This is a genomic window from Streptomyces lasiicapitis, assembly GCF_014646335.1.
GTDB lineage: Bacteria > Actinomycetota > Actinomycetes > Streptomycetales > Streptomycetaceae > Streptomyces > Streptomyces lasiicapitis.
This window is the reverse complement of the sequence record NZ_BMNG01000005.1, coordinates 1-23793: the sequence shown is the minus strand read 5'-3', so window position 1 is coordinate 23793 and position 23793 is coordinate 1. Positions and strand designations below refer to the sequence as shown.

General features: G+C 69.1%; 21 protein-coding genes and 1 tRNA gene. 9 read left to right on the top strand and 13 right to left on the bottom strand.

The genetic code is table 11. The features are described from left to right. Window positions 1-8: 8 nt before the first annotated feature. A complete protein-coding gene (locus tag IEY91_RS11705; RefSeq protein ID WP_229696887.1) occupies window positions 9-1526 on the top strand; it encodes an amino acid permease in 1518 nt (505 codons plus the stop codon). A 45-nt stretch (window positions 1527-1571) separates the two neighbouring features. Here the strand turns inward: IEY91_RS11705 and IEY91_RS11700 are convergent, their stop codons facing one another. The 5 genes from IEY91_RS11700 to IEY91_RS11680 form a co-directional block, all read right to left on the bottom strand. Further along, complete coding sequence (locus IEY91_RS11700) at window positions 1572-3251, bottom strand: relaxase family protein (RefSeq protein ID WP_189173912.1); 1680 nt, start codon at window positions 3249-3251, stop codon at window positions 1572-1574. A gap of 4 nt (window positions 3252-3255) precedes the next feature. Further along, window positions 3256-3657, bottom strand: a complete 402-nt coding sequence (locus IEY91_RS11695) for a plasmid mobilization protein (protein WP_189173911.1) — start codon at window positions 3655-3657, stop codon at window positions 3256-3258. A gap of 319 nt (window positions 3658-3976) precedes the next feature. Continuing rightward, window positions 3977-4993, bottom strand: coding sequence for a DUF2637 domain-containing protein (locus IEY91_RS11690; protein ID WP_189173910.1), 1017 nt, complete (start codon window positions 4991-4993; stop codon window positions 3977-3979). Window positions 4994-5450: 457 nt separating this feature from the next. Beyond that, window positions 5451-6164, bottom strand: a complete 714-nt coding sequence (locus IEY91_RS11685; protein ID WP_189173909.1) for an ATP-binding protein — start codon at window positions 6162-6164, stop codon at window positions 5451-5453. Further along, on the bottom strand, window positions 6161-7081 hold the full coding sequence (locus tag IEY91_RS11680) for a hypothetical protein (protein ID WP_189173908.1): 921 nt from the start codon (window positions 7079-7081) through the stop codon (window positions 6161-6163). Before IEY91_RS11680 ends, IEY91_RS11685 begins: the two co-directional genes overlap by 4 nt. 475 nt (window positions 7082-7556) lie before the next feature. Here IEY91_RS11680 and IEY91_RS11675 point away from each other — a divergent pair, with 475 nt between their 5' ends. The 5 genes from IEY91_RS11675 (at window position 7557) to IEY91_RS11655 (ending at window position 11722) form a co-directional block, all read left to right on the top strand. Continuing rightward, complete coding sequence (locus IEY91_RS11675; RefSeq protein ID WP_189173907.1) at window positions 7557-7814, top strand: helix-turn-helix domain-containing protein; 258 nt, start codon at window positions 7557-7559, stop codon at window positions 7812-7814. A 56-nt stretch (window positions 7815-7870) separates the two neighbouring features. Next, the gene (locus IEY91_RS11670; RefSeq protein WP_373287927.1) at window positions 7871-8254 is read left to right on the top strand and encodes a helix-turn-helix domain-containing protein; all 384 of its coding nucleotides are present in this window, start codon (window positions 7871-7873) and stop codon (window positions 8252-8254) included. A 27-nt stretch (window positions 8255-8281) separates the two neighbouring features. After that, window positions 8282-9808, top strand: coding sequence for a LacI family DNA-binding transcriptional regulator (locus tag IEY91_RS11665; protein ID WP_189173906.1), 1527 nt, complete (start codon window positions 8282-8284; stop codon window positions 9806-9808). 738 nt (window positions 9809-10546) lie between these two features. Beyond that, window positions 10547-10774 (top strand): hypothetical protein, encoded by a 228-nt coding sequence (locus tag IEY91_RS11660; RefSeq protein WP_189173905.1) that lies wholly within the window; start codon window positions 10547-10549, stop codon window positions 10772-10774. Between the two features lie 105 nt (window positions 10775-10879). Continuing rightward, window positions 10880-11722, top strand: a complete 843-nt coding sequence (locus IEY91_RS11655) for a PE-PGRS family protein (RefSeq protein WP_189173904.1) — start codon at window positions 10880-10882, stop codon at window positions 11720-11722. On the opposite strand, the gene IEY91_RS41750 is transcribed toward IEY91_RS11655, so the two are convergent. From IEY91_RS41750 to IEY91_RS11635, 5 genes are all read right to left on the bottom strand, one after another. Then, window positions 11652-12281, bottom strand: a complete 630-nt coding sequence (locus tag IEY91_RS41750) for a hypothetical protein (RefSeq protein WP_229696886.1) — start codon at window positions 12279-12281, stop codon at window positions 11652-11654. The two genes, IEY91_RS11655 and IEY91_RS41750, sit on opposite strands and share 71 nt — an antisense overlap. Window positions 12282-12314: 33 nt before the next feature. Beyond that, window positions 12315-12737, bottom strand: a complete 423-nt coding sequence (locus tag IEY91_RS41745) for a hypothetical protein (RefSeq protein ID WP_229696885.1) — start codon at window positions 12735-12737, stop codon at window positions 12315-12317. Window positions 12738-13375: 638 nt separating this feature from the next. Then, window positions 13376-14164, bottom strand: a complete 789-nt coding sequence (locus tag IEY91_RS11645; RefSeq protein ID WP_189173903.1) for a DUF1883 domain-containing protein — start codon at window positions 14162-14164, stop codon at window positions 13376-13378. 273 nt (window positions 14165-14437) lie between these two features. Then, window positions 14438-14511 (bottom strand) — tRNA-Pro (locus IEY91_RS11640). Window positions 14512-14632: 121 nt separating this feature from the next. Then, window positions 14633-15568 carry a metallophosphoesterase gene (locus tag IEY91_RS11635; RefSeq protein ID WP_189173902.1) on the bottom strand — a complete coding sequence of 312 codons (936 nt, stop codon included), beginning with the start codon at window positions 15566-15568 and terminating at the stop codon, window positions 14633-14635. A 147-nt stretch (window positions 15569-15715) separates the two neighbouring features. Here IEY91_RS11635 and IEY91_RS11630 point away from each other — a divergent pair, with 147 nt between their 5' ends. Then, a complete protein-coding gene (locus IEY91_RS11630; protein ID WP_164322419.1) occupies window positions 15716-16183 on the top strand; it encodes a GatB/YqeY domain-containing protein in 468 nt (155 codons plus the stop codon). A 154-nt stretch (window positions 16184-16337) separates the two neighbouring features. On the opposite strand, the gene IEY91_RS11625 is transcribed toward IEY91_RS11630, so the two are convergent. Beyond that, window positions 16338-18626 (bottom strand): transglycosylase domain-containing protein, encoded by a 2289-nt coding sequence (locus tag IEY91_RS11625; protein ID WP_189173901.1) that lies wholly within the window; start codon window positions 18624-18626, stop codon window positions 16338-16340. A 591-nt stretch (window positions 18627-19217) separates the two neighbouring features. On the opposite strand from IEY91_RS11625, the gene IEY91_RS11620 reads away from it, so the two are divergent. Both IEY91_RS11620 and IEY91_RS11615 read left to right on the top strand, forming a co-directional pair. After that, on the top strand, window positions 19218-20444 hold the full coding sequence (locus tag IEY91_RS11620) for an IS110 family RNA-guided transposase (RefSeq protein WP_189173900.1): 1227 nt from the start codon (window positions 19218-19220) through the stop codon (window positions 20442-20444). A gap of 427 nt (window positions 20445-20871) precedes the next feature. Next, window positions 20872-21213: a WhiB family transcriptional regulator gene (locus IEY91_RS11615; RefSeq protein WP_189173899.1), complete on the top strand. Its 342-nt coding sequence runs from the start codon at window positions 20872-20874 to the stop codon at window positions 21211-21213. A 144-nt stretch (window positions 21214-21357) separates the two neighbouring features. On the opposite strand, the gene bagB is transcribed toward IEY91_RS11615, so the two are convergent. Continuing rightward, complete coding sequence (bagB, locus tag IEY91_RS11610) at window positions 21358-22752, bottom strand: ATPase BagB (RefSeq protein WP_189173898.1); 1395 nt, start codon at window positions 22750-22752, stop codon at window positions 21358-21360. Then, a complete protein-coding gene (bagA, locus tag IEY91_RS11605) occupies window positions 22749-23723 on the bottom strand; it encodes an ATPase BagA (RefSeq protein WP_164322414.1) in 975 nt (324 codons plus the stop codon). The genes bagB and bagA overlap by 4 nt, the downstream gene beginning before the upstream one ends. Between the last annotated feature and the right edge of the window lie 70 nt (window positions 23724-23793).

Genomic DNA, 23793 nt, shown 5'->3' with positions numbered 1-23793 from the left:
GAATCCCTGTGCCTCTCGATGTCTCCCGCGTCTCCGACGAGGAACGCCTCAAGCAACTCGGCTACCAGCAGACGCTGTCCCGCTCGATGTCCGGCCGTGCGAACTTCGGCGTCAGCTTCACGATCATCTCGATCCTGTCCGGCTGCATGACCATGTACGGCTATGGCATGAACACCGGCGGCCCCGCGGTCATCATGTGGGGCTGGCTGTTCGTCGGCCTCATGACGCTCTTCGTCGGGCTGTCCATGGCGGAGGTCTGCTCCTCCTACCCCACCAGCGCGGGCCTGTACTTCTGGGCCCACCGAATGGCCCCCAAGCGCTCGGCAGCGGCATGGGCGTGGTTCACCGGCTGGTTCAACACCCTGGGCCAGATAGCCGTAACCGCGGGCATCGACTTCGGCGCCGCCACCTTCCTCAACGCCTTACTGGACTTGCAGTTCGGCTTCGAGACCACGCCCGGCCACACGATCACCCTGTTCGGGATCATCCTCGTCCTGCACGGAGTCCTGAACACCTTCGGTGTGCGCATCGTCGCCTTCCTCAACGAGGTGTCGATCTGGTGGCACATCCTCGGCGTCGTCGTCATCTGCGGCGCCCTGGTCCTCGTCCCCGGCCATCACCAGTCATCCGGCTTCGTGTTCGGCGAGTTCGTCAACAACGCCGGCTTCTCGTCCAGCCTCTACGTGGTGGCCATCGGGCTGCTGATGGCGCAGTACACCTTCACCGGCTATGACGCGAGTGCCCACATGACCGAGGAGACCATCGACGCCTCCACCGCCGGGCCCAAGGGCATCGTCCGCTCGATCCTCGTCTCCCTCGCGGCCGGGTTCGTCCTCCTCTTCGGCTTCACCTACGCCATCCAGTCCTATACGGGCTCTCTCGACTCGGCTACGGGCGTGCCCCCGGCGCAGATCCTCATGGACGCCCTCGGCGCGGCGGCCGGAAAGTGGCTGCTGCTCGTCGTCATCGTGGCCCAGCTCTTCTGCGGGATGGCCTCGGTGACCGCCAACTCCCGCATGATCTATGCCTTCTCCCGCGACGGAGCCCTGCCCTTCTCCAGGACGTGGCACAAGCTCCACCCCGGCACTCGCACCCCCACCAACGCCGTCTGGCTCGCAACTGGCGGCGCCTTCGTCCTCGGCCTGCCCTACCTGTGGAACAGCACCGCCTACGCGGCCGTCACCTCGATCGCGACCATCGGCCTCTACATCGCGTACGTGATCCCGACCTTCCTGCGGCTGCGTCTGGGGAGCCGGTTCGAGCGCGGCCCCTGGCACCTCGGTTCCTGGTCCACCGTCGTCGGCACGATCGCCGTCGTGTGGGTCGTGGTGATCACGGTGCTGTTCATGCTGCCGCAGAGCTCCCCGGTCACCGTGGACACCTTCAACTACGCCCCGATCGCGGTCGGCGTCGTCGTCGCCTTCTGCAGCACCTGGTGGCTCGCCTCGGCCCGCAAGTGGTTCCTCAACCCTGGCCACCCCCGCAACGCCAGCCCCGCTCGTGAGCGGGAAGCGGCGCGGTCGTAAGGCCGCGACGGAGGGGAAACGGCGTTGCTCCGCCCGCTTGCGCGGTCAGCGCCGACGAGCGGCACCGTTCGCCGGCCTGACGCCGGGTGTGCTGGTGCCGGGGGCGGGGTGCTGCATGGTGGCCTGGGCGCGGGGGCCGGGGGCGTGGCGTTGGCCGAGGCGCTGGATGCGCCAGGTCAGGGCGCGGGCGGGGTTGCGGGCGTCGTCCAGAGTGCGTTGGCTGACGGCCTGGTCGAGGACGGTGGCCGCGTTGTGCCCTGCCTTCTCGGCCTCGGCGAGCACTGTGGCCAGGGCATCCCAAGCGGCGTCATCAAGGATGCGCTCGGCGTAGGCGGGCGCCGCCCTATGGACGTACTGGGCGAGGCGATGCTTGGTCTTCAGAGTGGGCGCGTGGCGGGCGATGTTGTCCAGCACAGGTGCGGCGATCTGTGTGTACGCGGTCTGCAGGTGGAGGAGGGCCTGTTCGGCTGCCGCTTCCTGCTGGGCGTGCTGGCGGGTGCGGTGCCAGTGTCGGGCGAAGGCGATGGCGGTGAGTGCGGCGTCGATCAGCATCGCCAGGCCGGACCCGTCGCCCACGGATGCGGGGCTGTGCCAGATGGCCTGGACGCTGCGGCGCAGGACACGGGCGCTGTCGAGGTCGGCGGCGGTGCGGGAGCGGGTGGCACGCTCGAACGCCGCAGCGGCCCGTTCCAGTTCGCCCCTCACTGCGGCCGGTGCGGTGAGCGGCAGTAGGTCCAAGGCGGCGCCGAGCGCGACGAGCTGGCCTTGGGCGGCGTGCTCGTCGCCGTGGGTTAGGTGGTGGGGGATGCGTTCGGTGGCGGCGGTGGCCTGGTGCCACGGATTGCCCGGTGGGATGGCGGCGGTTTCGGGGCTGGTGTCCGTGAGGCGCTGGCGGATCTTGGGCAGGGAGAGGTCGCTGGCGAGGGTGGAGCCCGCGAACCAGATGGGTGCGTCCTGTTTGTTGACGTCGCCGGGCAGGGCGACGCTGTAGCCGGTCACGTCGCCGGATGGCTCGGTCTTCGGGCGTACGTTCACGCCGGTCGCCTCCAGGAACGCGAAGAACTCGGCTTCGCTGGAGGCGGCGGCCACGGCGCGGCGTACGCGCAGGCGCAGGATTTCGCGGGAGGTGGCGTCCTGGCCCAGGCGCTTGGCCTTGAAGTGTTCCTTGCTGGTGGGGCGCTTGGCGGCGGTGCCGTCGCCCTGCTTCAACCGGCGCAGCCCGTAGTCGATTTCGATCTTGCGGGCCTCCTCTTGGACGGCGCGTTGGTCGTAGTCGCGTTTGGGGCGGCGGCCGTCCTGGCGGACGAGGGTGGCGGCGATGTGGATGTGGTCGTCGGCGTGGCGGACGGCGACCCAGCGGCAGGCTTCCTCGTCGCCTTTGGGGGCGATGCCGGCGGCGGCCACGATGCGGCGGGCGATGTCGGCCCACTGGGCGTCGGTGAGGATGGGGTCCTCGGGTGCGGCGCGGACGGGGCAGTGCCACACGGTGTACTTGGGCGCCTTGTCGCCCAGCATTTGCACGGGCTGGTCGAGCTGACGGGCGAGCTGGTCCTCCACGTCCTTCGGGTCGCGGTGGGGGCTGCGGCCGGGGTCGGGAGCGAAGTTGTTCCAGGAGGCCACCAGGTGCGGATCGACGTGCTCGTTGGCCCGGCCTTTGCCGAAGAGGTAGCCGATCGTGCGCCGGATGGCCTTCGGTCCCTTGCCAAGGATGATCTTCGGTATCACCGGGTCACCGCCCCTCTGTGATCTGGACGACGGCGCTGTCCAGCTCGGCGATGGATGCCTCGACGCGCTCCAGGAGCCGCTGGACGGTGTCGTGGTGGGGCCAGGCGCCGTCCTTGTTGAGGTGCCATGTGAGCTGGTTGAGGTTGTTGCCGATCTGGCCGAGCTGTCCGTTGGCGGCCATCAGGGTCTTGACCATGGCGCGATAGTCGGCGACGGCTGCCGTGGGGTCGCCGGAGCGGGCAGCGGCGAGAGAGCACTCGGCGACGTAGCCGCCGGGCTTCATGCGACTCAGGGCGGCGGCGTTCTTCACGAGGGCGAACTCGTCGTCGTTGTAGCGGGGATGGACGCGGTGCTCGCGCAGCTGCTTGTCACGCAGACGGCGACGCGGCGCGTTCTGCTGCGGCACGTTCGACGACGGCTCGAAGCCCCCTGCCTCGGTCGGCTCCCCAGGGCCGGTCGACTCCGGTGCCCCCTTGGCGCCGGATGCCTCCGCCCCCTGTGGGGCGGGGGCCGGGTAAGGACTCCTTACCTGACAACTTGCTCGCGCTGTGGGGCTGGCGGGGGCTGCGGTATCTGCGTGGTGGGTGGGGCGTTCCTGGTGCTGCTCGTGCATGGGCTGGTTCTCCGTGGGGTGCTGGCGCCGGGTGCTTGGCTGCGCGCGGCCCCTGTATCCCGTGCTTGTCTGCACGGGACACGGGGTGGGGCTATCGGTGCGTTGGCGGGGGTCAGGCCGCGTCGGCCGGGGCTGTGCTGAGTTCCCTCTGCGGCTGGGAGGCGGCCTCGTCGGGGCCGTCGAGAGGCTCGGCCTCGAAGCCGTCGTACGCGACGGGCTCGGTCTGGACGGTCCGCTCGGCCTGCAGCTGGTCGCGCAAGACGCGAGCGCGCTTCTGGCCGATCCGTAGTTCGGTGCGCAGACGCTCGGCGGTCAGCTCGTCGTCTCCCCAGGCAGCGGTCAGGAGGCGGGCCTCGTCGAGGACTTCGGCGTCGGTACGGGAACGGGTGCGGTCGGTGGTCGACTTGGCGGTGGCGGGGACCCGACCGGTCGCCTGACGCGGGGCGGCTCCGGTCGACTCCGCCACAACCGACCGGAGCGGTCGGGCAGCGCGGGCGGGGGCCGACTCGTCGGTCTCGGTCGGCCTCGTCACGGGCGCCTCGGCGACTTTCTCAGGGGGTGACTCGGCCAGCTGCTCGGGGGCCGATTCGGCCTGGCCAGGTGCCGACCGGACAGCCCGCACGCTGGCTTCCTGACCGGCCGACTCGTCAGCTTGTCGGCTGGCCGACTGGGCAGAGGCCGCTTCGGCGGAGTCGGCCGACTCGGGGTTGTGGTGCAACACCTTCGCCACGAGGTCCGACCCGAAGTAGATCGACCCGACCGGGAGTGAGGTCGCCAGCAGCACGAGGCCCCAGTTCGCAGGGGCCCAGTCGGCCAGTCGGCCCCACCGGTTCGACGAGGTGTACAGGGCCGGAGCGAGGCCGTGCACGTAGTTCAGCAGCAGGCTGGCGATCGTGTAGGTCGCCAGGACCCGTAGCGCGAACTTCCGGTCGGCATCGGGCAGCACGAGTGTGGCGACCAGTGCGAGGGCCATCAGCCCGTCGACCACGATCGGGTAGAGCAGGGCGGCGGTGGAGTCGGCGCCGATGGCACGGGCCACGTCGGACAGCGCGTTCCACGAGACGCGGAAGGCCATGAGGACGACGGCCGCCAGGCCGATTACCAGGGTGATGCGTCCGTTGCGATTCACGCGACGCTCCCCAGTGGGTGCGGGTGCCCGGCGAGCATCGCCAGGATCGTCATGCTGGCGAGGGCCTTGTCGTCGGCGGCCGGATCGAGCGGGAGCAGGGTCGATGCCTGCGTGGGTGCTGCGGTTGCCGCGTATGGCTGTCAGTGCGCTCGGGGCGGGGGAGTGCAAGGCAGTGGGCTCCAGGGTGGAGAGGTGGGGCTTGTGGGGTGGGAGTGAGGGGCATTCACGCGGGCCCGTTCTGAAGGGGGCCCCACGCGTGTATGCCTGGGCGCGTGTACGGCGTGGACGCTCGCGTGATCGCTTCGCGCGCACCGGTAGGGGTTCAGCCGACGGCGGTGAGGTGTTGGGCGGTGGCGTAGGAGCGGGTCTGCTCGCCCCCTCCGGCAACGTCGTCGGCCTTGGTGGCCAGGTTGCTGTCGACGAGGCGGGTGAGGCGGCGCCGGGGCGCAAGGGCCTGTTAATACCCGCGCGGGCCGGTGACCGTGCCGCGCCTGCGGTCGGGGCCGTCGAGGATGACGCGGCGGGTCATCTCTGCGAGGCGGGAGACGACGCGGTCGCCGACGGCGGTGCGCAGGTCGGCGATGGGGAGGTTGGTGGTGATGAGGGTGGGCAGCTCGTGGACGTACCGGTGGTCGATGAGCCGGTAGGTCAGCTCCTCGGTCCACTCGGACGCCTTGGCGGCGCCGAGGTCGTCGAGGAGCAGCAGCGGGCTGCGGGCCAGTTCCTGGAAGTGGCGTTCGCCGTCGTGGCCTTGGCGTGGGCGCAGGGTGGCGTGCAGTTCGGCGGTGGTGATGGCCTCCCATCGCAGCCGGACCCCGGCGCCGAGCAGCGAGCGGATGGCTCCGTACGCTTGGAAGGTCTTGCCGGTTCCGGTCGGGCCCGCGATCAGCAGCGAGGGACCGTAGGCGATGCCCGGTGCGCCGCCTGGCCCCGGTCGTCCGGCAGCCGCGATCTCCTCGACCCAGGCCGATACGTGGGCGTGGTCGGCCAGGGCGTCGCGGTAACGGCGCGGGATGCGGGCGGCGGCCAGCTCCAGCGCGGTCACCGGCTCCGGCGGCGCGGCGTCGACCGCGGCGGCGGGGTCGATGTCGCGGGCGGCCAGGATCGCTTCCAGCTTGGCCACGGCGCCGCCGAGTTGGCGTGGAGCGCGTGCATCGGTTGTCGTGGTCACAGATCACCCCCGTACGCGGCCTGCGCGTCGACCGGGTTGGTCCACGGCCGGTGTCCTGCGGATGTGCCGCCTGGCGTGGGCGGGTTCATGGCCTCGTTGACCAGGCTCGGCAGCACGCTGGGATGCAGGCCCTTGGCACGCAGCCGCTCGAGACCGGCGCGCACGTACGCCGCGTCGATGCCTTCGGCGAGCAGACGGGCGGTCTCCTTGCCGAGATGCCCCAGGAAGCTGCTGGGCGGTCGGTTGGCGCATGCGGCGGCGTACTCGGCGATGAGTGCCTTGGCCGAGACGGACTCGGGTGCGGGGGCGCTCGCGCCCCCCACCGGAGGTGATCCTAGATCCAGGATCCTAGGTCCTAGATCCGGACCATGAGGGCTCACTGAGTCCTCAGTGAGCCCTCCCGGAATCCTCCGTGACGCCTCGCTGTAACCCTCCTGAGCTGCGGGTTCGCCGTTCGTCACCGAAGGCTCCTGCAGAGTGCGCGAGTCCTCGGCGAGGACTCCGGGAGGGCTCACCGAAGGCTCCGCGAGTCCTCCGTGATGGCTCTCGGCGGGCTGCGCGGGCCGTCTGCCCTCGTGATGCGGGCAGGCCGGGAAGCGGCTGCCGCTGGGCCGGTTGATCTTCTGGTGCTTGGCCCAGGTGACGATATGCAGGTAGTTCTTGCCGTCGTCGCCTTCGTAGCGGCAGATCAGTCCGGCCCCGGCGAGCTGGGTGAGGTCGTCCTCGACCGCCAGCGGGCCGTGCTCGGGGCGCAGTGCCCACAAGGCACCGGCGATGACGGCGGCCTGGTCGCGGAAGCGGCCGTGGTCGTCGGCCTGGGTGAGGAGCCCGAAGAAGGTCCGTTCCGCAGAGATCGAGACCTCGGCCAGCGACTCGGAGATGAAGGCTTCCGGCTTGATGGTGCGTATTCGTGCCAAGGCAGGTGGGTGTCCTCACTCGGTGGCCGGGCGGTTGGGGCCAGGGCTCACCGTCGTCGGTCGGGGGAAGGGGAGGGGCGGTTTGGGACCTACGGCGTGGCGTGCGCTGCAGGCATCCGCGTATTCGGGGGTGTCGTCAACACAGCCACACCCCACCGCATAAGTCCATCCCCATCTCTCACGGCAGAAATGCCGCTGGAAATGAGGCGGGCGGTGCCCCGCCAAAACAGTAAGGCGCGATCCCCGGTCGCCGAAATCGTCGGCACAATTGGCCGCGCCAGTAGGATCACATTGCCGAACCGTTGACGGCTCGCTGCCGGGGAAGCTACAACACAACACCGCACGTCAGAGCAGGATCGGGCATTCCACCTCCGATCCCTGAATGCCCGAATTGCCGGTTTGGGAATCGCGGCGGTGCTTTATAGCAGACGATCCCCGGTTAGCGAAACCGGAGAAGGCGAGCTACAAAAAACCCATGGCAGCCCGACCCCTTGAAATCGGTCCAGCAGGAATCCGGACCGCCCGCACCATCGAAATGCTCCGCACCGAGCGCGGGCTTTCCCAACGCCAGCTCGCCGCCCGCATCACCGCCCTTGGCCACCCGATGTCGAACACGGCGCTCTCCCGTATCGAACGCGCCCACCGTCGCTGCGACATCGACGACCTCACTGCCCTGGCCCAGGCCCTCCGCGTCCCGCCCTTCGCCCTCCTGGAGGGCGACACCGCGCTGTGATCGCGGGCATTCCAACTCATGCCCCACAGCACCGTCTACGTAAGGACCCCTCACTCTTGCCCCAAGCCGCAATACCCGCCGCGCCCACGCCTGCTCCGCTCCGACCCGACGGCGGCTCCTCGCTGTCGCGCCTCTACGTCCCCGAGGAGATCGCCGACGTACTCGGCTGCTCCGCCTGGTGGGTCAAGGACCGCGCCCGCCGACGGCTCATCCCCTTCACGAGGGTCGGCCGTGCCTACCGCTTCACCGACGAGCACCTAGCGGAGATCATCCGCATGCACGAGACCCGCCCTGCCATTCCGCGGCAGCGAGCCGAAGCTCCGCCTGCGCCCAAGTCCCCCTCACCTCAGCCTTCTCCGTCGTCTGCCGCGTCCACGGCTCGCCTGCGCGCCCGGCCACCACGCCGAGCCCGCCAGAGCCAGTTCGGGACCGCCGCCTAGCCGACGACGCAGGAAGGGGAGGAATACGTGGGTTTCGCGGAGAAGCGCGGAAACTACTGGCGCGGCCGGTACAAGATCGCGCCCGGCAAGCACCTCACGGTCGCCGACGACAACGGCAAGGCGATTAAGTTCGCCACCAAGGGCGAGGCCCAGCGTGCCGCGAGCGAGGCCGAGAACAAGTACCGGCGCGGCGACTGGCGCGACCCGGCACTGGGCCAGGAGACCTTCGGTGAGTACGCGAGCCGCTGGTATGCCGCCCAGGACCTGGCCGCCTCGACGATGCAGAACTACAAGCGTCACATCGAGGAGCACCTGCTCCCCGACTTCGAGGACAAGGCGCTCGCGGGCATCCTGCGCACGGACGTCGAGCTGTGGGAGAAGAAGGAGCGGGCCGCGTACGCGGCCTCCAGCGTCAAGACCTGGCGCTCGACGCTCCACCTGATCTTCGAGGACGCGATCGACGAGGGGTTGATTACGTCCAACCCGGCGGCCAGGCGACGCGGGCGCGGCAAGCGCGCCGGCCGCTCCCGCGACCGCGGCCCGGAGAAGGTCGTCACCGACGCGCTCGGCATCCTGCTGACCGCCGAGCGGGCTTCCCTGCTCTCCGGCCGCGACGACGAGTTCGTCGCCACGGTCTTCAAGGGCTACACCGGCAAGCGCTGGGGCGAAATCGTCGGCTTGGAGACGGAGTTCGTGCGCCCTGGCGCGTTCCGCGTCGAGTGGCAGCTGTACGAACTGGACACCGGCGAGCTGGTCCGCTGCCCGCCCAAGGACGACAGCTACCGCACCATCGACGCGATGGACTGGCTGTCCGCCCTGGTCTTCAACCACGTCGCCCGTACGAAGCCGACGGCCTGCCCGTGCCACGGCAGGACGTACGTCTTCCGAGGCCAGGGGGCGGCCCGTACCGGTGGCCACCAGGGTGCGAAGCTCGTCGACGTCGCACGCCGTGCCGACGTCTCCACGGGCACGGTGTCCAACGTCCTCAACCACCCCGACCGCGTGCGGGAGGACACTCGAGTCCGCGTCGAGCAGGCGATCGCCGACCTCGGGTTCGTACGGGGCGGCACGACGACCGAGCACGCGGCTCACTGGCGCCGAAACGGCTTTGCCACCTGGCTGTTCACCCCAGCGGTCTCCGGCTGGTACCCGAAGAAGGCGCCCCAGGAGGCCCGCCCGGTGCCGATCCTCGGCGAGCCGTGGCCCGGCATCCCGGCCCGGGGACGAGGCGCCACCGCTCGGGCCGACGCCTGCTGGCTCCCGATCGCCAAGGGCCTCACGCCCCACGGCTTGCGTCACACCCACCGGACCGTGATGGAGGACCTCGGCACCGAGAAGGTCCTCATGGACGAACGAATGGGCCACATCGACGGATCCGTCTCGGCGCGCTATGCCCACGTCACCCCTGGCATGCGCAAGCGCCTCATGGCCGGACTGACCGAGCAATGGGAGACGGCGCTCGACGCCCGTCTGGCGATGTACCCCACGTCACCGGTGCGCGTGCTCAACGAGCTTCTGCAATCGCGCAGGCTCGCTCTCCACGGCGTTGCCTAGACGCGGTTGGGCCTCTGCTGCCGGACGGGGTGAGTCCGGCAGCAGAGGCCCGCGTCACGACCCTGCTCTACTTCCGGGTACTAACGCCTCGTTCCAAGGATCCGGCGGCGATGAGGGCGATGCCTGCTCCCTCGTGGCCGGTCAGGGAGAGGACCACACCGGCGGTGCAGCAGACTGCGGACAGCCCGACGGTGACCCAGGCGAGGGCGTTCTGTGAGCGCGGGCGCTCCGCGGGGGTCTCGTCCGGCGTGTGCGGCTCGGTCGGCGGCGTTCCGTGCGGCTGCGGGTCATCCGGGTGGCCGTTTGTGGTGGGCATGGCAAACCTTTGTTTCTCGGGCGTGCGGCAGCACGCGGTGAATGGGTGAAGGGACCATGGACCGGCAGGGAGTTAGCCACGCAAGTCCGTTGGTCGTGTCCGGTGGCGCCCCCGGACACGGAGGAGACTGCACCGCGCGGGGAGTCGATTCGAGTTCTCGCGAGTTTGCGAGTTCGGGCTCTTGAATGAGTCGCGTGATGCCGTCACGAGCTCGGATTTTCGCGACCGCTTGAATCGGCCCGACCCCGCTGCTACGGCCATCGGCCGTACACCGCTGCCCCGTGCACGTCCCCGTCTTTCGCGCCCTACATGCCTGGGGATAAGCCGCGCAACCGGCATGACCAGGCAGTTCGGCTTCCTCCGTCATCGCCGAGGCCAAGGTCAGCCTGCCGATGAGGGGCGTTTGCGGCCTGGACTCGGCCATGAGCATCGCCATGATGGACGGGAGTAGCACCGACGCCAACTGCCACGCCGGCATCTCGGCGCGCTGCGCCCACGTCACTTCCGGCACGAGCAAGCTCCTCATGCTCGGCCTGGCCCAGCCGTGGGAGATGGCGCTCGACGTCGGCCTGGCGATGAGCCCGACCTCGCGGGTGCGCGTACTCGGCGAACTCCCGTGTGCACGCCGGGAGTCACGCGTGCTTGTGTAGCACTGATGCCTCGATGGAGCAGCGCCAACCTTGTGCGGTCAGCTCGCTCTGGCAGTTAGGGCGAATGCCCAGTGGCGGGGCCAACAGACCTGGCTCAATAGGCACATGGAGATTGGCGAACACTGGGCATACCGCGCGAGGCCGAAGGATCTGGGTAGCGCAGTTCGACAGGTGGAGGTCGTTCGCGTGGGCGGCCCTGGCAGGTCTGGCTGGGTCCACGTGCGGTTTCTCGAAGGTGATGCCGCTGGCCTGCAGGAGTGGGTTAGTTCCGGCTCTCTCGTGGCACCGTGGGCAGATGTCGATACGTTCCGCGCGGATGACGCGGCGGAGTTGGCACTGGTCGAGGCATCCCGCCACGTCCGGGGCAGCACGGATTTTGAGGCCGCCCGCATGATCCTCGGGTTCGTTCGCCCGAAGAACAGGCTGCGCCTGCGCCGAACGGTGGCGGACGCAGGGGTTCTGGAGCTGAGCCGCCTCGACGAGACGGCGCCGCTCATCGGCATGGACGCCGCCGAACTCCGTGGCGACGCCATGGTGTACGAGGACCGCCACGGCATGTGCCTGGCCGGGTGGCCGGTCACCGAGCGCATCGCCCGCCACGTGGCCGGCCGCCTCGCTGACGAGATCCTTCCGGAGGTGGACCGCAAGCAACAGGACATTGAGCAGGAGCGTGCCCAGTCCTCCTGGTACTCCTACAGTCGGCGGGACGAACGAAAACTGGACGCGGAAGCCGCCGTCCTACGAACCGTCCGGGCGTGGTGCGGCCAGGACAAGGCCGACCGCTACGACGAGTTGGTTGCCCTACGTGCCGAGGTCATCCGGCTCGGAGAGCTGGTCGAGAAAGCGGTCAAGGCCCTCCGCGACCGCGGCCACGGTGTCATCGCCTCCACCATTGAGCGCGACCTTGGCGTCCATATCTCCAGCCTTGATCCCGATGTGCGTCGATGAGGCCGTGCCACGGATCCGGATCTGGTTCCGGTGGCGTTGGCTGCGTGGCGGGCTTCTTCTCCTTCTCCGGTCGTTGCGGATGCCAGCCGTCGAGAAATGGTCGTAGCTGATCTCCCGTCGGCTCCGCGTGGAAGTTGAGAGCGGCCAGGCCCTTGCTGTTCCTGGTGGGGTCGATCCGGTCGGCCTCCGCCTTCCCCCAAGACGACCACTCCCGCAACCTCTCGGCTTCGAGGGTGTCCTCCGACGTGGCTGCGGACTCGTCAAGAGCGGCGCAGAACTCCCGGATCTCGCCCGCGGCCCGCCAGCGCTCCAGAGCTGTGCCGAAGTGATCGGTCCGTACCGCGTGAACCGCCTTGACCGAAGCGGCGCTTACGGCGGCCTGCCACTCCTTCCGCGTCCGCTCCTCCCGTTCCGCTTCCAGACGCCGGCGCTCCGCCTCCTGCCGTTCCCGCTCCTCTCGCAGTCGTCGCTGCTCCGCCTCGCCTTCCAGTCGAGCCTGCTCCTGTTCCTCCGCTCGCGCCTTCAACGCCCGGAAGATCGAGCCGATCTGATCCTCCAACGGCTTCTTGGCGGTATCGGCCCACTCCTTCTTCTAGCCGTAGTTGTAGCTGTAGCCCGAGTGCTCGCTGACCACCAGCTCCAGTTCGCCGGACGGCTCGAACTTCTGCGCCGGAGTCACGCGCTGCCAGTCATACGTACGTCGGCCCGGTTGCTTGGGCACATACCGGACTTGCTTCTGCCGCTCACGGAAGCTGATCTCGTACGTCCTGCCGTGGACGGTGAGCAGCGGCCTCGGCTGCCTGCGCTTCTTGGACACCGCGATCTCGCCGTACCTCGCGAGAGCCTGCTCGGCGAGCAGCCGGAGCAGCGCGAGCACCCTCGGCAGGACCTCCTCGGAGATCTCGAAGGTGCTGTGGTCTTTGGTGACCGCAGCGAGCACGTCGTCGACGTCGGTGATCACACGGCTGCGCGCCAGGCGGATCCGGTTCCACTCGGTGTCGTCTTCACCAGTCACCCGGAGCAGGCCGAGGAAGAAGTCCCCTTTCGCCCGCCCGCTGTACTTCAGGTGGTACCCATCCGGAGCGCACTGCCGCGCCGCGTCGAAAGCTCTGCGGTACCGAGCCCGTTCTGCCTCGCTGGGATCCGGAATCCTAAGGAACCGTCCGGCTTCCTGCACTTGCGCGATCAGTGCTGCCCCGACGTTTGCCCCTGGCGGGGGTGGGGGTTGCGAGGCCGACTTCGTCTCGGGAGGGGGAGTGGTGCCCTGCTGAGAGCGAGGGACTGCCGGTGCCTGGGCACCAGGTGCAGTAGAACGAGGTTTGCGTGGGGCTGGCTCGGGGCGGTCTGGATGATGCCCGTGTTCCAGATAGAAGCGTCCAGCGCCGGTGATCTCCGCTCGCCACTTTCCGCTCTTCCTAGGCATAGTGATCAAGCCTCGGTCCTTGAGCGCGCGGGCCGTGATGGCGAACTCGGGGCTGTCCGATGTGACGGGGTCGGCTCCGTCCCCGATGCGGGCGAGGAGTGCGAGCTGCCGGTCATTCAACGGAGACCATCGGTGCATGTCGATCGTCGTACCGTCTGTGGTCTCCCCGGCACAAGCCCACCACTCGCTGGAACCGGTACACACCGAAGCGGCGTGCTGATGGTCTGGAGCTACGCGGCGTTCTCCTCCTGCACTACGTCAGCGATCTGCTGCGCGATCTCCTCGATGGAGTAGTCGCTGGTGCTCATCGCCACCTTGTCTGCGAGGGAGGGGCTGTAGTGCCGGACGCCATCTGCACTCAAGTTGTGCCAGATCGGCAGGAGTGATTGCTCCCCGGCCACGTTACGGGTGACGAGTCCGTCGAGTTCGTGGTTGGTCCAACCCTTGGCGAAGAAGGGGGCCGAGAGCACGACGATGCCGAAGCGGCTCGCCCTGATCCCTTCATCGATCTTGCGGCGGAGGCTGTGGCCGATCCGCATCTGGGCTTCGTCGAGCCAGACAGTCACGCCCAGCTTGGTCAGTGCTTCTCGAAGGGGGCGGGCAACAGCTCCTTTGTCCTCGGACGCGTGGGAGATGAAGACGTCCCAGGTCTGGCCACCAAGCACGTCGCCAGTGGGCTCCTCCGGTTCATGGACTGCGACGGAGCGGGCTGGACTGCCCTGCAGGTCGCGGGCCGGGGGCAGGAAGCCCCGCGGAGGCGGCTGGACTTGGACAGACGCAGAGATGCGGCCGGAATAGCCGCCAAGGTCGATGGCCACGACCCACTGTCCGTTACTGGGGATGGTGATCTGGTGAGGCGAGCGAGCGACGCGACCGCCCAGGTACCGGTAGCTCTTCCCCGACTTGTATTTGCTGTACTCGCTGCGTGTCATCACCTGGACGTTGGCTTGGTTGCGCAGGGTGACGATGACCGTGGAACCTCTCTTGAGGTTGCCGAGGTCCTTGTAAAAGTAGTCCACGGGTGCTCCTGGAGATGTGCGGCCAAGCACGTCTCAGGGTAAAGACTGCCACTGACAACCGGAGGGCGACGATGTCTGAAGCGGGGTGGAAGCCCACGTCGGCTGGACGCTCATCTCTGCCCTGGCACTAGTCCTTCTTGGCAGTACTCGTGGGAGCCGTCCAGGAGCCGCTGCCCGAGGTCGGCTCCCAAATGGCTCCCAAAATGGGCCCACAAAGCAAATCAGGCCCGGTACTGATCTCTCAGTACCGGGCCTGACCTGCTGTTTCAGCTGTCGGGGTGGCGGGATTTGAACCCACGACCTCTTCGTCCCGAACGAAGCGCGCTGCCAAGCTGCGCCACACCCCGATGTCGTTGATCCGACGGCCTGCTGCGCAGGTCTCGGCGACATCGATTACTTTAGCGGACCGGCGGCCGGAGACGAAATCCGGTTTTGCGGGGTGGGCGGCGGGGCCGGAGGCGGCCGGGGTCAGGAGTGCGGGGGGCGTTCCGTGAGGGTGAGAAGGGTGGCCTCCGGGGGGCACGCGAAGCGGATCGGGGTGTAGCGGCTGGTGCCGCAGCCCGCCGAGACGTGGAGGTAGGAGGTGTGGCCCCCGGACGCGTGCGTCGACAGGCCCTTCACGCGGTCCGTGTCCAGGTCGCAGTTGGTGACGAGCGCGCCGTAGAAGGGGATGCAGACCTGCCCGCCGTGGGTGTGGCCCGCGAGGACCAGGGGGTAGCCGTCGGCCGTGAACGCGTCGAGCGCGCGCAGGTAAGGCGCGTGCACGACGCCCATGGAGAAGTCCGCGCCGGCCACAGGCCCGCCCGCCACCTGCGCGTACCGGTCCCGCTTGATGTGCGGGTCGTCCAGGCCGGTCAGCGCGATCTCATAGCCGTCGACCTTCAGGGCGCCGCGGGTGTTCGTGAGGTTGAGCCAGCCCGCCGCGTCGAAGCCGTCCCGCAGGTCCTCCCACGGGTTGTGGACCGCGCCCACCACGGGCTTGTTGCCGTTGAGGCCGTGGCGGCCCTGCGCCTTCTCGATCAGGTAGCGCCCGGGGTTGCGCAGCGTCGGGCCGTAGTAGTCGTTCGACCCGAAGACGTACGCCCCGGGGAACTGCATCAGCGGGCCGAGCGAGTCCAGGACCTCGGGGACGCCCTCGGGGTCCGACAGGTTGTCGCCCGTGTTGATCACGAAGTCGGGGCGCAGGCCCGCGAGCGAGCGCAGCCAGCGCTGCTTCTTGCGCTGCCCGGACACCATGTGGATGTCAGAGACCTGGAGCACGCGCAGCGGCCGCATCCCCGGGGGCAGGGCCGGGACCGTCACTCTCCTGAGGCGGAAGAAGCGGGACTCGATGCCCACCGAGTAGGCGATGCCTGCCACGGCCGTCGCCGTGATTCCCAGAGGTACTGCGTATCGCGCGCGCATACGACCATCGTGTCAGACGCCACACACCGCACGGCGAGTGAGTCCGATGATCGGAGGGGATGGTCGGACGGCGTGGCCGCCGGCGTGATCCGGCAGCGGGCGCGAAAAGCGTGCGCCCCCTCCGTGCCCACCTGCCACAATTGCGCCATGACCACGCTGAAGGCCAGGCTCAAGGAAGACCTCACCGCGTCGATCCGGGAGCGCGACGAGCTGCGCTCCTCGACGCTGCGGCTGACGCTCACCGCCATCTCCAAGGAGGAGGTCTCGGGCACGACCGCCCGCGAGCTCTCCGACGACGAGGTGCAGAAGGTGATCACCCGCGAGGCGAAGAAGCGCCGCGAGGCCGCGGAGGCGTTCGCGCAGGGGGGCCGCGCCGCGCAGGCCGAGCGCGAGAAGGCGGAGGGCGAGGTGCTCGCCGAGTACCTGCCCAAGCAGCTCTCGGACGACGAGCTCGAGCGGATCGTCGCGGAGGCCGTCGCCGAGGCGAAGGGCGCGGGCGCCGAGGGGCCGCGCGCCATGGGCCAGGTCATGAAGATCGTGAACCCGAAGGTGGCCGGCCTCGCCGAGGGCGGCCGCGTCGCCGCGACGGTCAAGAAGCTGCTCGCCGCCGGCTGACACGTTCGTCGGCTGCCATGTCGGCATACGTACGTCTCCACATACGCGTACGACGATGGGGCGCCCCCCGAGTCCGACTCGGGCGGCGCCCCATCGTCGTACGCAACGTATTCAAGGCGAAGCCTCGGCGGCTTCAGCCCCGCCAGCGGCAGCCTCAGTCCCGCCAGCCGCCGTCCCCGCCGTCCCCGCCACCGCCACCGATGACCCCCGGCGGAAGCGAGACACCCGGCCACGGGTTCCCACCACCGTTGTCGTCGTCGCCACCGCCACCGTTGCCGTTCCCGCCCCCATTGCCGTTGCCGCCGCCCGGCTTCCCGTCGTCGTCACCGCCGTCGTCCCCGTCGTCGTCGCCGTCCCCGTGGTCCCGGTCCCGGTCGCGGTCCTTGCCGCCGGGGATGTGGACGGTGTTGAAGTCGGGGTCCGGCTTGCCGGAGAGGGCGCCGCTCATGGCGTCGCGCCAGATCGGGCCGGGGACCTCGCCGCCGAAGACCTTGCCGTAGGAGCGGCCGCCGATGCTGATGGCGACCATGCGGCGCTCGTGGGCCGGGTCGCCGACCCAGACCGCGCCGGACATGTTCGGGGTGTAGCCCGCGAACCAGGCGGCGTACCGGCCGTCGGTCGTACCCGTCTTGCCCGCGCTGTCGCGGGAGCCGAGGCCGGCCTGCTTGCCCGTGCCGTCCTCGACCACGCCCTTGAGGAGGGTGTTGATCGTGTCGGCGGTCTTCTCCGACATGGCGCGCGTGCACGTGGACTTGGGCACCGGCAGGGACTTCCCGCCGAGCGTGCGGATCGACTCGATGGCGATCGGCGTGCAGTGCGTGCCGCGCGAGGCGAAGGTCGCGTACGCGCTCGCCATCGTCAGCGGCGACACCTCCTGGGTGCCGAGCGCGATCGACGGCGCCTGGTCGATCGGCTTGCCGTTGGCGCGCTCGACGCCCATCTTGTCGGCCATCTTCGTCACCGGGCAGATGCCGATGTCGCCGATCATCTCCACGAAGTAGGTGTTGACCGACTTCGCGGTCGCCTCCCGCATGCGGTAGGGCCCGACCTCGGACTCGTTCTCGTTGGTGAGCTTCTGGTTGCCGAAGTTCCGCCAGGTCTTGCCGTCACAGGCGGAGACCCGCTCGGGGTAGGGCATCTCGTACGGTGAGTCGTACCGCTTGCCCGGGGACATCCCGCGCTCCAGGGCCGCCGCGGCCACGATCGGCTTGAACGTCGAACCGGGCTGGTAGCCCGCGCCGCCGCCCATGTTGTCGTCGACGGAGAGGTTGATCTCCGTCTCGTTCTTGTTGTAGCCGTACGGGCGGGACTGGCCCATGCCGAGGATCTTGCCGGTGCCGGGCTCGACGATGGTGGCGGCGGTCGCCACGTCGTCGGTCTGGTAGACGTGATCCTTTATCGAGGCCTGCACGGAGGCCTGGGTCTGCGGGTCGAGCGTGGTCTTGATGCGCAGGCCGCCGCGGGTCCACAGCTTGGCGCGGGCCTCCTTGGTCTTGCCGAAGGCCCGGTCGTTGAGGAAGACCTTCTCGACGTACTTGCAGAAGAACCCGGCGCCCTTCACGGCGGTGATGCAGCCGTTCTTGGGGCGGCTCACGTCCAGGCCGAGCGGGGTCTTCTTGGCCTCGTCGGCCTGGCGCTGCGAGATGTCGTGCGTCTCGGCCATGCGCTGCAGCACGACGTTGCGCCGCTGCTTGGCCTCCGACTCGTCGTTCACCGGGTCGTACCGGCTCGGGGACTGCACGATGCCGGCGAGGAGCGCGGCCTCCTGGAGCTTGAGGTCGTCGGCCGGCTTGGAGAAGTACCGCTGGGAGGCGGCCTCGACGCCGTACGCCTGCTGACCGAAGTACGTGATGTTCAGGTAGTTCTTGAGGATCCGCTTCTTGCCGAGCTCCTCCTCGACCTGGATCGCGTACTTCAGTTCGCGGATCTTGCGGCCGAGCGTCTGCTGCGTGGCCTGCGCGACCTTGTCCGGGTCGTCGCCGGCCTCCTCCACGAAGACGTTCTTCACGTACTGCTGCGTGAGCGTGGAGGCGCCCTGCGAGACGCCGCCGCTCTGCGCGTTCTGGTTGACCGCCCGCAGGATGCCCTTGAGGTCCACCGCGCCGTGCTCGTAGAAGCGGGAGTCCTCGATCGCGACGATCGCCTTCTGCATGTACGGCGAGATGCGGTTCAGCGGGACCACCGTGCGGTCGCGCGAGTACACCGTGGCGATGGCGCCGCCCGCCGAGTCCATGATCGTGGTGCGCTGCATCAGCGGCGGCCGCTTCAGGTTGGCCGGGATCTCGTCGAAGCTGTCCACCGACCCCTTGGCCGCGAGCCCGATCACGCCCGCCGCGGGCAGCGCGATCCCGGCGAGCACCGCGCCCGCGAGCACGCTCACGCCCAGGAACTTGGCGGCCTGCTGCACAGGGGAGAGGCCCCCGCCCGATCGCTTGTTTGCCATGGGGGCAGCCTAATCCGTAGACAAGGGCGTTCCGAGGGAGCGAGTGGATCTCGGGATGTTCGAGTGCCGGATCGTGATATCTCGGGGCAGCCGGGCCGGGTGACGCCTCAACGTAGATCGGTGCACGGTGCGGTGTGTGGTGGTGGTCGAGTGGGTGCCGAACGGACGTCTGCACCCGATCCGGCAGGCAATGCCCAAACGTAGACCGGGCGACGTTCGGCACCCGCACGACCACCACCACACGGGACGAGTGTTGGCGCTTGCAGGCGCCGGGCGGACGTTTGGTACGCGTCGGGTCTCAGAGACCTCCGGCTAGACAATGCGCCGTCCGGCGCTGTCATGCGTCAACACCCGGCACCTTGATCACTCGTTGGTGTTGGTGGTGCGAGCCCATCTCACGGTGACTTCTTGATACGTCCGAGCCCCCGAGCTCCGACGCAGACCGAGGCCCGTGGGGTGCGCTGGTGTCACGAACGGCTAATGAGGTGTCGGCACAACCGTGAGGCGGTTGATGCCTGGGATTAGGTCGCTTGCGTGGCCCCGCATGCGCTCGTGACCAGCGCAAACACTTGCACATCGAGAAGGAAGAACATGATCTACTGCGGCATCGACTGGGCGGAGAAGACGCACGACGTTGCCCTGGTCGACGACACCGGCCAGCTCATGGCCAAACGCCACATCACCGACGACGCGACCGGCTACCAGCTCCTACTGGAGTTACTCGCCGAGCACGGCGACACCGAGGAGAACCCGATCCCAGTCGCGATCGAGACCAGTCGCGGCCTCCTGGTCGCGGTTCTACGGACCGGCAGTAGGAAGGTGTTCGCGATCAACCCGATGGCCGCGGCCCGCTACCGCGACCGCCACTCCGTCTCCCGCAAGAAGTCCGACCCCGGCGACGCCCTGGTGCTGGCGAACATCCTGCGCACCGACATGCATGCCCACCGGCCGTTACCCAACGACTCGGATCTCGGCCGCGTGATCGCTGTCCTGGCCCGCGCCCAGCAGGATGCCCTGTGGAACCGGCAGACGATGGCAAATCAGCTCCGTTCCCTGTTGCGCGAGTACTACCCGGCCGCCCTGGACGCCTTCGCCACCTGGGCCAACGGCCTGTGCCGCCCCGAGGCTCGCGAGCTCCTGAGGGCCGCACCGACCCCCAGCCGGGCGGCGCGGCTGACCCGCACTCAGCTCCAGGCCGTCCTCAAGCGCGCCGGCCGCAAGCGCGGCATCGAGGCGGAGGCCGAGCGCCTGCGCGACGTCTTCCGCGCCGACTGGGCCCATCAGCCGCCGCTGGTCGAGGACGCACTGGGTAAGCAGATGCTCGCGCTCCTCGTCCAGTTGGAGGCCGCCTGCACCGCCGCCGACCAGCTCGCCGAGGCGGTGGAGGAAATGTTCCCTCAGCATCCGGACGCCGAGGTGATGTTGAGCTTCCCCGGGCTCGGCATCCAGCTCGCCGCCCGGATCCTGGCTGAGATCGGGGACGACCACACCCGCTTCGCCGACGCCCGCGGCCTGAAGTCATACGCGGGCTCCTCGCCCGTCACCAGGGCCTCCGGCAAGAAGTCCTCCATCACCCGGCGGTGGGTGAAGAACGATCGGCTCAACCACGCGGGCTACCTCTGGGCCTTCGCCTCGCTGCGGGCCTCAGCTGGCGCGAACGCCCATTACCGGCGGCGACGCGAGATCGGCGACTGGCACGCAGCCGCCCAGCGCAACCTCTTCAACCGCTTCCTTGGCCAGCTCTACCACTGCCTCCAGAACCACAAGCTGTTCGATGAGAACACCGCCTTCCCTACCCAACTCGCGGCTGCCGCTTGACGCGTTGGCATCGTGAGGTGCCTACGTTCTGATTCGCCGGACACGCGTATATGCCTTGGCCTAAGCTGCTCTCAACTGTCACAGCAGTGCGGTCCCGCAACAAGCCCCGTGCCGTTCCCGAATCCGGACTCGTTCCGGCGGGCCTCTGGAATCCGTGTCCGATCCATGTCCGAATCCGCCACATGCGTCTTGTCGAGTCCGCTGTGACCCAACTGAACTGCCCACATTTGTCGGGTTGGTTACGCATGTCGCCAGCTCACTCCGTCGGGTGATCTGCCGCTTACGCATAGTCCGTTCGGGCCATTCAAGATTGGGCCCGAAGGGGGTGTTGCGCTGTGCCCACCTTCCGTAACGTCCTCAACTGGCGGCGGTGAATATGCCGCTGCCGCCGTGGGGGAGCCTCGATTCGGGAGAGGACGGCGCCGGTATGGGCTGGGTAACCGACTGGAGTGCGCAGGCCGCCTGCCGCACTACCGATCCGGACGAACTGTTCGTACAAGGAGCAGCGCAGAACAGGGCCAAGGCGGTGTGCACCGGCTGCCCGGTGCGGACCGAGTGCCTGGCCGACGCGCTGGACAATCGCGTCGAGTTCGGCGTGTGGGGTGGCATGACGGAGCGGGAGCGGCGCGCGTTGCTGCGCAGGCGCCCCACCGTCACCTCGTGGCGCCGGCTCCTTGAAACCGCACGCTCCGAGTACGAGCGTGGCACGGGCCTGCTGCCCGACTTGGAGGACGAGGAAACCTACGAGAGCTACGCGGCAGTGGGCTGACCCCACGCCACGTACCGAGACATCACGTACCAGGCACCACCAGCAGCAACCATCGCCTACCACCGGCCCCCAGGGGTGTCGCCGAACTCGGGCGGCACCAGGGCCGCCGGGGGTGGGGTCACATCGGCGGGCGGGACCACGCCGTCACACCCGGCGCTCCGCGAGGCGGTCGCCGATGGTGCGCAGGCCGTCCAGGTCGTGCACATCGCCCGGCAGCGCGGCCACCTCGGCCACGGCCACCTCCGGGTGCAGCGCGGTGAAGCGGTCCCGCGTGTGCCGCTCGCGGGCGAGCAGGCGCATGCGCTCCGCGTGCAGCCGCAGCAGGCCCGCGGTCAGCTGCTCGACGGACGCGCCGGACTCGACGGGATCGCTGTCTTCGGTTGAGTGGGAACTGCCGGGAACCTCAGGGGAGTTGGGAGCCTCGGACTCTGAGGAGTTACGTCCTCCTACCTTCCCGCCGTCCTGATCCACAATGCCGGACGCCTCAAGATTTTCCCCGGCGGCGCCCGCGGGCCCCTCGACCTCGGCGTCCTCCTCGCTCTCCGCCTCGCGGTCCTCCAGGCTCTCCGCCGCCGCCAGCGCCCGCTCCGCCGAGAGCTCCGCCGCCCCGCTCCCGTGCACCCGGTTCAGGACCAGACCCGCCAGCGGCATGTCGTCCGCCGCCAGCCGCTCCACGAAGTACGCCGCCTCCCGCAGCGCGTCCCGCTCCGGCGACGCCACCACCAGGAACGCCGTCCCCGGCGCCTGCAGCAGCCGGTACGTCGCGTCCGCGCGCTTGCGGAAGCCGCCGAACATGGTGTCCATCGCGGCCACGAAGGTCTGTACGTCCCGCAGCAACTGGCCCCCGAGCAGCTTGCCCAGGGCCCCCGTCATCATCGACATCCCGACGTTCAGGAACTTCATGCCGGCCCGGCCGCCCACCTTGGCCGGGGCCATGAGCAGCCGGATCAGCTTCCCGTCGAGGAACGACCCCAGGCGCTTCGGCGCGTCCAGGAAGTCGAGCGCGCTGCGCGACGGCGGGGTGTCGACGACGATCAGGTCCCACTCGTCGCGCGAGCGCAGCTGCCCCAGCTTCTCCATCGCCATGTACTCCTGCGTGCCCGCGAAGCCCGCCGAAAGCGACTGGTAGAAGGGGTTGGAGAGGATCGCCTTGGCGCGGTCCTCGTCCGCGTGCGCCTCGACGATCTCGTCGAAGGTGCGCTTCATGTCCAGCATCATGGCGTGCAGTTCGCCCGCCCGTCTCCCACCACCGCCCTTGTCCGAATCGCTGCGCGATGCATCTTCTGATGCCTGGACGCCCTTCACCCGCCGCGGCACGTTGTCCAGCGAATCGATCCCCATGGACTGCGCCAGCCTGCGCGCCGGGTCGATCGTCAGGACCACCACCTTGCGGCCCCGCTCGGCGGCGCGCAGCCCGAGCGCGGCCGCCGTGGTCGTCTTGCCTACGCCGCCGGAGCCGCAGCAGACCACGATGCGGGTCTTCGGGTCGTCGAGCAGGGCGTCGACGTCGAGCGGGTCACCTGCCGGGTCGAGGCTCATGAAACCCCCTGCTGTCGCAGTTCGGTGGCGAGTTCGTACAGACCCCCCAGGTCCAGGCCGTCGGCCAGCAGGGGCAGTTCGTGCAGGGGCAGGCCGTGCTCGCCGAGTACGGCGCGCTGGGCGCCCTCCAGGGCGTACCGCTCGGCGTACTCGGCGGCCTGGGCCAGGAGCGGGTCCACGAGCCGTCCGGCGGCGCCGCGGGCCCCGCCGAGGCCTGCGGCCGCCAGGGTCTTCGCGAGGGCCGTACGCGGCGTCCGCTCCAGGCCGAGCTCCAGCTCCGCCTCGTCGAGCAGCGCGGGGCGCACCATGTTCACGATGACGCGGCCCACCGGCAGTTGCGCGGCGCGCAGCTCGGCGATGCCGTCGACCGTCTCCTGGACCGGCATCTCCTCCAGGAGGGTCACCAAGTGCACGCTCGTCTCGGGGGACTTGAGCACCCGCATGACGGCCTGCGCCTGGTTGTGTATCGGCCCGATCTTCGCGAGCCCCGCCACCTCGTCGTTCACATTGAGGAAGCGGGTGATGCGGCCCGTCGGCGGGGCGTCCATGATCACGCAGTCGTACGCGTAGCGCCCGCGCTTGTCCTTGCGGCGCACGGCCTCGCAGGCCTTGCCGGTCAGGAGTACGTCGCGCAGGCCCGGCGCGATGGTCGTGGCGAAGTCGACGGCGCCGAGCTTCTTCAGGGCGCGGCCCGCACTGCCCAGTTTGTAGAACATCTGGAGGTAGTCCAGAAGGGCCAGTTCGGGGTCGATGGCGAGGGCGTACACCTCCCCGCCCCCCGGAGCGACGGCGATCTTCCGCTCCTCGTAGGGCAGCGCTTCTGTCTCGAAGAGCTGCGCGATGCCCTGCCTGCCCTCGACCTCGACGAGGAGGGCGCGCTTGCCCTCGGTCGCGAGGGCGAGCGCGAGGGCGGCGGCGACCGTGGTCTTGCCGGTACCGCCCTTGCCGCTGACGACCTGGAGCCTGCTCACGTCTTCGAGCCTAATTCCTTCTTAAGCGCTCCGGGGAGGCCGGGTCGGGATCACCGGAGTGTTCGAGTGG

What these genes read in the sequence shown, in the direction of transcription:
- IEY91_RS11675 (WP_189173907.1), top strand. Translation starts at nt 7,557, where the DNA reads ATGGCAGCCCGACCCCTTGAAATCGGTCCAGCAGGAATCCGGACCGCC.
- IEY91_RS11660 (WP_189173905.1), top strand. Translation starts at nt 10,547, where the DNA reads ATGAGCATCGCCATGATGGACGGGAGTAGCACCGACGCCAACTGCCAC.
- IEY91_RS11655 (WP_189173904.1), top strand. Translation starts at nt 10,880, where the DNA reads ATGGAGATTGGCGAACACTGGGCATACCGCGCGAGGCCGAAGGATCTG.
- IEY91_RS11635 (WP_189173902.1), bottom strand. Translation starts at nt 15,568, where the DNA reads ATGCGCGCGCGATACGCAGTACCTCTGGGAATCACGGCGACGGCCGTG.
- IEY91_RS11630 (WP_164322419.1), top strand. Translation starts at nt 15,716, where the DNA reads ATGACCACGCTGAAGGCCAGGCTCAAGGAAGACCTCACCGCGTCGATC.
- IEY91_RS11625 (WP_189173901.1), bottom strand. Translation starts at nt 18,626, where the DNA reads ATGGCAAACAAGCGATCGGGCGGGGGCCTCTCCCCTGTGCAGCAGGCC.
- IEY91_RS11620 (WP_189173900.1), top strand. Translation starts at nt 19,218, where the DNA reads ATGATCTACTGCGGCATCGACTGGGCGGAGAAGACGCACGACGTTGCC.
- IEY91_RS11615 (WP_189173899.1), top strand. Translation starts at nt 20,872, where the DNA reads ATGGGCTGGGTAACCGACTGGAGTGCGCAGGCCGCCTGCCGCACTACC.
- bagB (WP_189173898.1), bottom strand. Translation starts at nt 22,752, where the DNA reads ATGAGCCTCGACCCGGCAGGTGACCCGCTCGACGTCGACGCCCTGCTC.